This is a genomic window from Streptomyces sp. NPDC048106 (genome assembly GCF_040706415.1).
Taxonomy (GTDB): domain Bacteria; phylum Actinomycetota; class Actinomycetes; order Streptomycetales; family Streptomycetaceae; genus Streptomyces.
This window is the reverse complement of the sequence record NZ_JBEZND010000013.1, coordinates 169059-177966: the sequence shown is the minus strand read 5'-3', so window position 1 is coordinate 177966 and position 8908 is coordinate 169059. Positions and strand designations below refer to the sequence as shown.

At 71.8% G+C, this 8908-nt stretch carries 9 protein-coding genes and 1 riboswitch; of the genes, 7 read left to right on the top strand and 2 right to left on the bottom strand.

Annotated elements, in window-relative coordinates; all coding sequences use genetic code 11:
* The first annotated feature begins 200 nt into the window (after positions 1-200).
* The 5 genes from AB0927_RS16590 to AB0927_RS16570 all read left to right on the top strand — a co-directional run bounded on the left by AB0927_RS16590 (position 201) and on the right by AB0927_RS16570 (position 5387).
* Positions 201-572 (top strand): hypothetical protein, encoded by a 372-nt coding sequence (locus AB0927_RS16590; protein WP_366668289.1) that lies wholly within the window; start codon positions 201-203, stop codon positions 570-572.
* A gap of 13 nt (positions 573-585) precedes the next feature.
* A complete protein-coding gene (locus AB0927_RS16585; RefSeq protein ID WP_366668288.1) occupies positions 586-1770 on the top strand; it encodes a glutathionylspermidine synthase family protein in 1185 nt (394 codons plus the stop codon).
* Between the two features lie 76 nt (positions 1771-1846).
* Positions 1847-1935: riboswitch (ZMP/ZTP riboswitch) on the top strand.
* Positions 1936-1968: 33 nt separating this feature from the next.
* The gene (locus AB0927_RS16580) at positions 1969-3420 is read left to right on the top strand and encodes a glycine hydroxymethyltransferase (protein ID WP_366668287.1); all 1452 of its coding nucleotides are present in this window, start codon (positions 1969-1971) and stop codon (positions 3418-3420) included.
* Positions 3421-3570: 150 nt separating this feature from the next.
* Positions 3571-4587, top strand: coding sequence for a tryptophan--tRNA ligase (gene trpS / locus AB0927_RS16575; RefSeq protein ID WP_366668286.1), 1017 nt, complete (start codon positions 3571-3573; stop codon positions 4585-4587).
* Positions 4588-4802: 215 nt separating this feature from the next.
* Positions 4803-5387 (top strand): 2'-5' RNA ligase family protein, encoded by a 585-nt coding sequence (locus tag AB0927_RS16570; RefSeq protein WP_366668285.1) that lies wholly within the window; start codon positions 4803-4805, stop codon positions 5385-5387.
* Between the two features lie 13 nt (positions 5388-5400).
* Here the strand turns inward: AB0927_RS16570 and AB0927_RS16565 are convergent, their stop codons facing one another.
* Positions 5401-6156, bottom strand: a complete 756-nt coding sequence (locus tag AB0927_RS16565; RefSeq protein ID WP_366668301.1) for a decaprenylphospho-beta-D-erythro-pentofuranosid-2-ulose 2-reductase — start codon at positions 6154-6156, stop codon at positions 5401-5403.
* A gap of 162 nt (positions 6157-6318) precedes the next feature.
* On the opposite strand from AB0927_RS16565, the gene AB0927_RS16560 reads away from it, so the two are divergent.
* Positions 6319-7230 carry a YihY/virulence factor BrkB family protein gene (locus AB0927_RS16560; RefSeq protein WP_366668284.1) on the top strand — a complete coding sequence of 304 codons (912 nt, stop codon included), beginning with the start codon at positions 6319-6321 and terminating at the stop codon, positions 7228-7230.
* On the opposite strand, the gene AB0927_RS16555 is transcribed toward AB0927_RS16560, so the two are convergent.
* The gene (locus tag AB0927_RS16555; protein WP_366668283.1) at positions 7178-8407 is read right to left on the bottom strand and encodes a D-alanyl-D-alanine carboxypeptidase; all 1230 of its coding nucleotides are present in this window, start codon (positions 8405-8407) and stop codon (positions 7178-7180) included. The two genes, AB0927_RS16560 and AB0927_RS16555, sit on opposite strands and share 53 nt — an antisense overlap.
* A 79-nt stretch (positions 8408-8486) precedes the next feature.
* Between AB0927_RS16555 and AB0927_RS16550 the strand changes: the two genes are divergently transcribed.
* Positions 8487-8735, top strand: coding sequence for a hypothetical protein (locus AB0927_RS16550; RefSeq protein ID WP_366668282.1), 249 nt, complete (start codon positions 8487-8489; stop codon positions 8733-8735).
* The last annotated feature ends 173 nt before the right edge of the window (positions 8736-8908 follow it).

Here is an 8908-nt window from a genome sequence, read left to right as displayed (position 1 = left end):
CCGGTCTCGGTCAGGGGTGCATTACGGTGGACCACGAGGGCCTTTCTGGTCGGTGTAGACGTCGCAATCCACACCGAACCGGAAGGGCCCTCACCCGTTCAAGATCCCTCAGCCGAGACCTGGCTCACCCGTCCACAACCTCCCCGGACAGAACATCTAGGCTTGCCGCACCGCTCATCGCACACGGGGGAGACACGAACATGGCCGAAACGGCCGAGAACAGGCGAAGGTTGCGCTCCGGCACGGTGGTCCTGGGCGGTGTCGGCCTGCTGGCCGCCGCGCTCACCGCCTGCTCGTCCGAGCCGGACAAGCGCTGCGTGGACCAGGCCAGCTACGACTACGCCAAGGGCTACAAGGTCGTCTCCGGCAAGAACTGCGGCTCGGGCAAGACGCGGGTCGACGGCGCCTGGTACTACGGCGGGAAGAAGAAGGGCTCCTGGGTGGACGGCGGCTCCTTCACCAAGCCGTCGCACGGCTCGGGCCACTCCACGAGCCACTCCTCGACGCACTACGGCACCGGCGGGGTGCACCGCGGCGGCTTCGGCGGCGGTTCGCACAGCTCCGGCGGCTGACCGGGGCCGTCGGATGGAACGCCGTACCACCACCCCGCGCCCCGACTGGCAGCGGACCGTCGAGGAGCAGGGGCTGATCTACCCGCTCACCCGCCACCCCGACGGGAGCCTGCGCCCCTACTGGGACGAGAGCGCGTACTACGTCTTCTCGCTCCCCGAGGTCGAGGCGCTGGAGGAGACGGTCGCCGAACTGCACGCCATGTGCCTGGCGGCGGCCGACCGCATGGTGGCCGAGGACCGACTCGCCGACCTCGGCATCACCGACCCGCGGGTGGCCACCGCGGTCACCGAGTCCTGGCACCGCCGCGCCGAACTCCCCTCCTTCTACGGCCGGTTCGACCTGCGCTACGACGGCACCGGCCCCGCCAAGCTGCTGGAGTACAACGCCGACACCCCCACGTCCCTGGTGGAGGCCGCCTCCCCCCAGTGGTTCTGGATGGAGGACCGCTTCCCCGGCGCGGACCAGTGGAACTCGCTGCACGAACGCCTGGTGGACTCCTGGCGCAGGCAGGCCGCGCTGCTGCCGCCCGGCAGCCCCCTGCACTTCGCGCACTCCGCCGCCGACGAGCTGGGCGAGGACCTGATGACGGTCGCCTACCTGAAGGAGACCGCGGAACAGGCGGGCCTGGACACCGACTGGCTCGCCATGGAGGAGATCGGCTGGGACACCCTCTCCGGCCGGTTCGTGGACAACCGGCTCCGGTTCATCCGCGCCCTCTTCAAGCTCTACCCCTGGGAATGGCTCACCGCCGACGCCTTCGGCGGCCACGTCCTGGACACCCTGGACAACGGCGGCGGCACCGGCAGCACCCTGTGGATAGAGCCCGCCTGGAAGATGCTCCTGAGCAACAAGGCCCTCCTGGCCGTCCTCTGGGAGCTGTACCCCGGCCACCCCAACCTGCTCCCGGCCCACCTCGACGGCCCCCGCGACCTCGCCACCACCACCGGCTACGTCGCCAAACCCCTCCTGGGCCGCGAGGGCGAGGGCATCACCCTGCACCCGCCGGGCACCCCGCCCGCCGTCCGCCCCGACCCCTGCTGCTACCAGCAGCTCGCCCCCCTGCCCGCCTTCGACGGCAACCACGTCGTCCTCGGCGCCTGGGTCATCGGCGACGAACCCGCCGGCCTCGGCATCCGCGAGTCGTCGGGCCCCATCACGGACGAGTACGCCCGCTTCCTGCCCCACGTGATCCTCTGACACCACCGGACCGCTCATTTCGTCGCCCGCATGGTGGACGCCGGATCTCTCCCGCGGAACCCGGCCGGTACGCTGAGCCACGGGCCGTGACTGGCGCGCTGGGATGGGACCGACCATCAGGGAGCGGCCCTGCGGGAATCAGAGCCGTGCGCCTGGGCCGAACGTGAACGCTGAAACGCACGCCGTCCGGAGGTCCCCATGCCAGAGCAGCAGCCCCTGTCCACCGAGTCCACCGCCTTCCGCGCCGCCCTCGACGTGATCCGCGCCGTGGAGCCGCGGGTCGCCGACGCCATCGGCCAGGAGGTCACCGACCAGCGCGCGATGCTCAAGCTGATCGCGTCCGAGAACTACGCCTCTCCGGCGACCCTCCTCGCGATGGGCAACTGGTTCAGCGACAAGTACGCCGAGGGCACCGTCGGCCGCCGCTTCTACGCCGGCTGCCGCAACGTCGACACCGTCGAGTCCCTCGCCGCCGAGCACGCCCGCGAACTCTTCGGCGCCCGGCACGCCTACGTCCAGCCGCACTCCGGCATCGACGCCAACCTCGTCGCCTTCTGGGCCGTGCTCGCCGACCGCGTCGAGGTGCCCTTCCTGGCGAAGGCCGGCGCCCGCCAGGTCAACGACCTCACCGACGCCGACTGGGCCGAGCTGCGCCAGGCCTTCGGCAACCAGCGGATGCTCGGCATGTCCCTGGACGCCGGCGGCCACCTCACCCACGGCTTCCGCCCGAACATCTCCGGCAAGATGTTCGACCAGCGCTCCTACGGCACCGACCCCGCGACCGGCCTCATCGACTACGACGCGCTGCGCGCCCAGGCCCGCGAGTTCAAGCCGCTGATCATCGTGGCGGGCTACTCGGCGTACCCCCGGCTGGTGAACTTCCGGACCATGCGCGAGATCGCGGACGAGGTCGGCGCGACCCTCATGGTCGACATGGCCCACTTCGCCGGTCTCGTCGCGGGCAAGGTCCTCACCGGCGACTTCGACCCGGTCCCGCACGCCCAGATCGTCACCACCACCACCCACAAGTCGCTGCGCGGCCCGCGCGGCGGCATGGTGCTGTGCGACGACTCCCTCAAGGACCAGGTCGACCGCGGCTGCCCGATGGTCCTCGGCGGCCCGCTGCCGCACGTCATGGCCGCCAAGGCGGTCGCCCTGGCCGAGGCCCGGCAGCCCGCGTTCCAGGACTACGCGCAGCGCATCGTGGACAACTCCCGCGCGCTGGCGGAGGGCCTGAAGCGCCGGGGCGCGACCCTCGTCACCGGCGGCACCGACAACCACCTCAACCTGATCGACGTCGCCGGCTCCTACGGCCTCACCGGCCGCCAGGCCGAGGCCGCCCTCCTCGACTCCGGCATCGTCACCAACCGCAACGCCATCCCGGCCGACCCCAACGGCGCCTGGTACACCTCCGGCATCCGCATCGGCACCCCGGCCCTGACCACCCGGGGCCTCGGCACCGCGGAGATGGACGAGGTGGCGGCCCTGATCGACCGCGTCCTGACGGCGACCGAACCGGGCACCACCAAGTCGGGCGCCCCGTCCAAGGCGGCCCACGTCCTGGAGGAGAAGGTGTCCCAGGAGATCGCGCAGCGGGCGACGGACCTGGTCGCGGGCTTCCCGCTGTACCCGGAAGTCGACCTGGGCTGACAACCGCCTGGGGGCGCGACCGGCCACGACCGGCCCGCGCCCCCCTGCACCGCCCGCACCGCGCGGGACGACCTCACGGGACCTCCCACCGCACGGGGCCTTCCACAGCAGGGGCCGATCCCACTCCCGGCCGATGAGAGAATGGGCGACATGGCCTCTGCTGAAAAGCCCCGCGTGCTGTCCGGCATCCAGCCCACCGCCGGCTCGTTCCACCTCGGCAACTACCTCGGCGCCGTCCGCCAGTGGGTGTCCCTCCAGGAGACCCACGACGCCTTCTACATGGTCGTCGACCTGCACGCGATCACGGTTCCCCAGGACCCCAAGGAGCTGCGGGCCAACACCCGCCTCGCCGCCGCGCAGCTCCTTGCCGCCGGTCTGGACCCGGACCACTGCACCCTGTTCGTGCAGAGCCACGTCCCCGAACACGCCGAGCTGGCCTGGGTGATGAACTGCCTCACCGGCTTCGGCGAGGCCAGCCGCATGACCCAGTTCAAGGACAAGTCCGCCAAGCAGGGCGCCGAGCGCGCCTCGGTCGGCCTGTTCACGTACCCGATCCTCCAGGTCGCGGACATCCTGCTGTACCAGGCCAACCAGGTGCCGGTCGGCGAGGACCAGCGCCAGCACATCGAGCTGACCCGCGACCTGGCCGAGCGGTTCAACGGCCGCTTCGGACAGACGTTCACGATCCCGGAGCCGTACATCCTCAAGGAGACGGCGAAGATCTACGACCTCCAGGACCCGGCGATCAAGATGAGCAAGTCGGCGTCCACGCCGAAGGGCCTCATCAACCTCCTGGACGACCCGAAGACCACCGCCAAGAAGGTCAAGAGCGCGGTCACCGACACCGACACCGTGATCCGCTACGACGCGGAGGCGAAGCCCGGCGTCTCCAACCTGCTCACCATCTACTCCGTGCTCACCGGCAAGTCGGTCGCCGAGCTGGAGCGGGAGTACGAGGGCAAGATGTACGGCGCGCTCAAGACCGATCTCGCCGAGGTCATGGTCGAGTTCGTGACGCCGTTCCGCGAGCGCACCCAGCAGTACCTGGACGACGCCGAGACGCTCGACTCGGTCCTCGCCAAGGGTGCGGAGAAGGCGCGCGCCGTCGCCGCCGAGACCCTCGCGCAGGCGTACGACCGCGTCGGTTTCCTGCCGGCGAAGCACTGACCGAAGCACTGACCGAAGCACCGAACGGCACGGCCCGCGCCGAGGGAGCACGGACCCGGCGCGCAGGCGCACGGCCGTTCGCACGTCCGATCGGGCAGAGCGCTGCACATCACTTCCGTTGCGCCTGCCCACAGGACACCCATGGCCGTACAGTCGAAGCCGAAGGCCCGTACGAGTCGGCCGAGCAGACGACGGACGCGACGACAGGAGACGACGTGGGGACCGTAACGATCGGCGTGTCGATCGCGGTTCCGGAGCCTCACGGCAGCCTGCTCCAGGAGCGGCGCGCGGGCTTCGGCGACGCCGCTGCCTACTGCATCCCCACCCACGTCACCCTGCTGCCGCCGACCGAGCTGGACCGCGCCGCGCTGCCCGCCGTCGCGGCCCACCTCGACAAGGTGGCCGCCGCCGGCCGCCCGTTCCCGATGCGGCTGCACGGCACGGGCACCTTCCGGCCCGTCTCCCCGGTGGTCTACGTCCGCGTGGTGCGGGGCGCCGAGGACTGCGCCCTGCTCCAGCAGCGGGTCCGCGAGCCCGGCGGGCCCTGCGCCCGTGAGCTCCAGTTCCCCTACCACCCGCATGTCACCGTGGCGCACGGCATCGAGGATGCGGCGATGGACCGCGCGTTCGCGGAGCTGGCCGGTTTCGAAGCCGAGTGGCCGTGCACCGGGTTCGCGCTCTACGAGCAGGGCGCGGACGCGGTGTGGCGCAAGCTGCGGGAGTACCCCTTCGGCGGCTCCGTCGTACCGCCCCAGGCGGCCCCCGCCGACATCGGCCGCGGCACCATCGCCAGCCGGTAGCGGTAGCCGGCCGTCACAGGGCCAGTCCGCGCAGCAGCGCCCGCGGCGCGTGCCGCAGCGCGGCCATCACCAGCCGCAGCACCCCCGGCACCCACACCGTCTCCGAGCCCCGGCGCAGGCCCAGTTCGATCGCCGCGGCGACCGCCTGCGGGGTCGTGGCGAACGGCTCGCGGGGCAGGCCCGCCGTCATCCTCGTCCGCACGAACCCGGGCCGTACGACCATCACCCGCACGCCCGTGCCGTACAGCGCCTCCCCGAGGCCCTGGGCGAAGGTGTCCAGGCCCGCCTTGCTGGAGCCGTAGATGAAGTCGGCGCGGCGGGCGCGCTCGCCGGCGGTGGCGGAGAGGACGACGAGCGAGCCGTGGCCCTGCGCCTGGAGGGCGCTCGCGGCGACGAGGCCCGCGGAGACCGCCCCGGTGTAGTTGGTCTGGGCGATCCGCACGGCGCGCAGCGGCTCGCGTTCGTCGTGGGCCTGGTCGCCGAGGACGCCGAAGGCGAACAGCACCAGGTCGATGGCGCCCTCGGCGAACACCTTGCCGAGCGCGGTCTCGTGGGAGGCGGGCTGGAGGGCGTCGAAGTCGACCGTACGGGTGGCCGCGCCGAGCGCGCGCAGACTCCCGGCGGCCTGTTCCAGGGCCGGGGAGGGGCGGCCGGCCAGCCAGACGTCGCGGGCGCCGCGGGTGATCAGCCGGCGGGCGGTGGCGAGAGCGATCTCGGAGGTGCCGCCGAGGACGAGCAGGGACCGGGGCAGGGCGGGGGCGTCCTTCACAGGCATGCCCGTGACCGTATCGTCCGCATGTGCTCCATTCATCCGTGAACGTCACCTTGCCGGGCCGAAGATCACCCGAAGGTGGGACGGCCGGGCTCCGGCCGGCACGCGGTCGCGGGGTACCCGGACATGGGACGTCGTCCAGCGGGCAGGGAACGGATCATGGACTGGCTCAAGGGACTGCCCGTCGTCGGGCCGTTGGTGACCTGGCTGACGGCCACGCACGCGTGGCGGGCGTACGAGCGGCTCGACCGGGTGAAGTGGTCCCGGCTGGCGGCGGCGATGACGTTCGTCAGTTTCGTGGCGCTGTTCCCGCTGCTCACCGTGGCCGCGGCCGTCGCCGCCGCCACGCTCAGCCCGGCCCAGCAGCGGACCGTCGAGCACAAGGTCGCCGAGCAGTTCCCGGGGGTCGTCTCCCAGCAGCTGGACATCACCACGCTCGTGCACAACGCCGGCACCGTCGGCGTCATCGCGGGTGCCCTGCTGCTGCTCACCGGCGTCGGCTGGGTCGGCCAGGTGCGGGACTGCCTGCGCGCGGTCTGGGAGCTGCCGGACCAGGAGCAGAACCCGCTGGTCGCCAAGGCCAAGGACGCCGGCATCCTGGTCGGTTTCGGCGGCGCCCTGCTGGTCACCCTCGCCGCGTCCACGCTCGCGTCGGCCGCCGTCGGCAAGGTCTCCGGGCAACTGGGCCTCGCCGAGCACGGCTGGGGCACCGCGCTGCTGCGGGCCGCCGCCTTCGCCGTCGCGGTGCTCGCCGACTTCCTCGTCCTGCTCTACGTCCTGACCCTGCTGCCCGGGGTGGAGCCGCCGCGCCGCCGCCTGGTGCTCGCGGCCCTGCTCGGCGCGGTCGGCTTCGAACTGCTGAAACTGCTTCTCAGCGGCTACATCCAGGGGGTCGCCGCGAAGAGCATGTACGGCGCGTTCGGCGTCCCCGTGGCGCTGCTGCTGTGGATCAACTTCACCGCGAAGCTCGTCCTGTTCTGCGCCGCCTGGACGGCCACGCCGGGCGGGATGGCGAAGGTCACGGCCGGGTCCGACGGCGCATCAGGTCGGGCAGCGGCCACCGGCGGTTGACCAGGAACGCCCCGCCCGCCAGCAGCACCAGCAGCCCGCCAGCGATGGCGAGCGCGGTGCCGATCCCGCGGGAGCCGGCCGGGGTCGCGGCCGCCGCCACCGGCTTCGAACCGGCCCGGCCGACCGGCGCGGACGCCTTCGGCGAGACGCTCGGCGCCGCACTGGCCGGTTCCGCGTTCCTCGGCGGCACCAGCTCGCCCACCGGGGTGACCTTGCCGGCCGCCTGGAAGCCCCAGTCGAACAGCTTCGCCGTCTCCTTGTAGACCTCGTTGTGCTCGGCCTTTCGCGGGTTCATCACGGTGACGAGCAGCACCCGGCCGCTGCGCTCGGCGACCCCGGTGAAGGTGGCGCCCGCGTGGGTCGTGTTGCCGTTCTTGACGCCCGCGATGCCCTGGTAGACCGGCACGTCGGTGTCGCCGCTGAGCAGCCGGTTGGTGTTGCGGATCTGCTCGCCCTCGAACTCCGCGCTCACGGTGGAGCAGTAGTCCCGGAAGTCCTTCTTCTGCAACCCGGAGCGGGCGATCAGGGAGAGGTCGTACGCCGACGACACCTGGCGCGGCGCGTCGTAGCCGTCGGGGGAGACCACCTGGGTGTCCAGGGCCTGTAGTTCGTCCGCGTGCCGCTGCATGTCCTGGACGGTCTGCGCGACGCTGCCGTTCATCGCGGACAGCACGTGCACGGCGTCGTTGCCCGAGCGCAGGAACACCCCGAGCCACAGGTCGCGCACGCTGTAGGTGTGGCCCGCCTTTATGCCGACCACGCTGGAGCCGTCGCCCATGCCCGCGAGGTCCTTCGGGACCACCTTGTGCTCCATCGTCCTCGGGAAGCGGGGCAGCAGGGTGTCGGCGAACAGCATCTTCATCGTGGACGCCGGGGGGAGCTGCCAGTGCGCGTTGTGCGCGGCCAGCACCTCGCCCGACTCGGCGTCGGAGACGATCCAGGAGCGCGCGGTCAGGTCCGCGGGGAGCGCGGGGACGCCGGGCGCGAGGTTCACCTGGGTGCCGGGCTGTCCGAGCCGGGCGCCGCCGAGCGTCGACATCCGGGCCGGTGGCGTGGCCGCCGGGGTCGTGCCGGCGGTGGGGGCGGCGAGCGCGGCGGGCGCGGTGGCGGCCAGGGACAGCAGGGTCGCGGTGGTGACCAGCAGTGATCGCCGGGCGGTCTTCTTGGGTGCGGGCACGACCGAGAACGTACCCGCAGCGGCCCGGGAAGTCCCGCCCCGGCCCCGGCGACGCGGGCGCACCCCGGATACTGGAGGTATGAAACTCAGCCGCCCGGTCTCCTGGTTCCTGCTCGCCTTCGGGGTGTGGAGCTGGTTCATCTGGGTCACTTTCGTAAAGAACCTGGTCAAGGACGGCAGCGGTCTCGCCTTCCACGACGGCCGGCCGACCGCCTACTTCTGGGTGCACCTGACGCTGGCGATCGTCTCCTTCGTATTGGGGACGGTCATCGGGGTCATCGGGTTGCGCGGTGTGCGCGCCCTGCGCCGGGAGCCGTCGCACATGTGACGGGAATCTCCTCGTCCGACTGTGGAGGCCCCGTGAAGGCCCGGCGTATGCCCGGCGGAGACAACGACTTGGGCAAGTTCTTCCACAAGTGGTCAGAAAGCCCTTCCCACACCGAAACGTGTGTGATTAGGTGAGCCGCGTCACTTGGGGGAGTGGCCGAATTTGTGCTGGCC

Bases quoted from the DNA above. Each gene is read 5' to 3' on its own strand.
- AB0927_RS16550 (WP_366668282.1), top strand. From the start codon at position 8,487: ATGAAACTCAGCCGCCCGGTCTCCTGGTTCCTGCTCGCCTTCGGGGTG.
- AB0927_RS16580 (WP_366668287.1), top strand. From the start codon at position 1,969: ATGCCAGAGCAGCAGCCCCTGTCCACCGAGTCCACCGCCTTCCGCGCC.
- AB0927_RS16560 (WP_366668284.1), top strand. From the start codon at position 6,319: ATGGACTGGCTCAAGGGACTGCCCGTCGTCGGGCCGTTGGTGACCTGG.
- trpS (WP_366668286.1), top strand. From the start codon at position 3,571: ATGGCCTCTGCTGAAAAGCCCCGCGTGCTGTCCGGCATCCAGCCCACC.
- AB0927_RS16585 (WP_366668288.1), top strand. From the start codon at position 586: ATGGAACGCCGTACCACCACCCCGCGCCCCGACTGGCAGCGGACCGTC.
- AB0927_RS16590 (WP_366668289.1), top strand. From the start codon at position 201: ATGGCCGAAACGGCCGAGAACAGGCGAAGGTTGCGCTCCGGCACGGTG.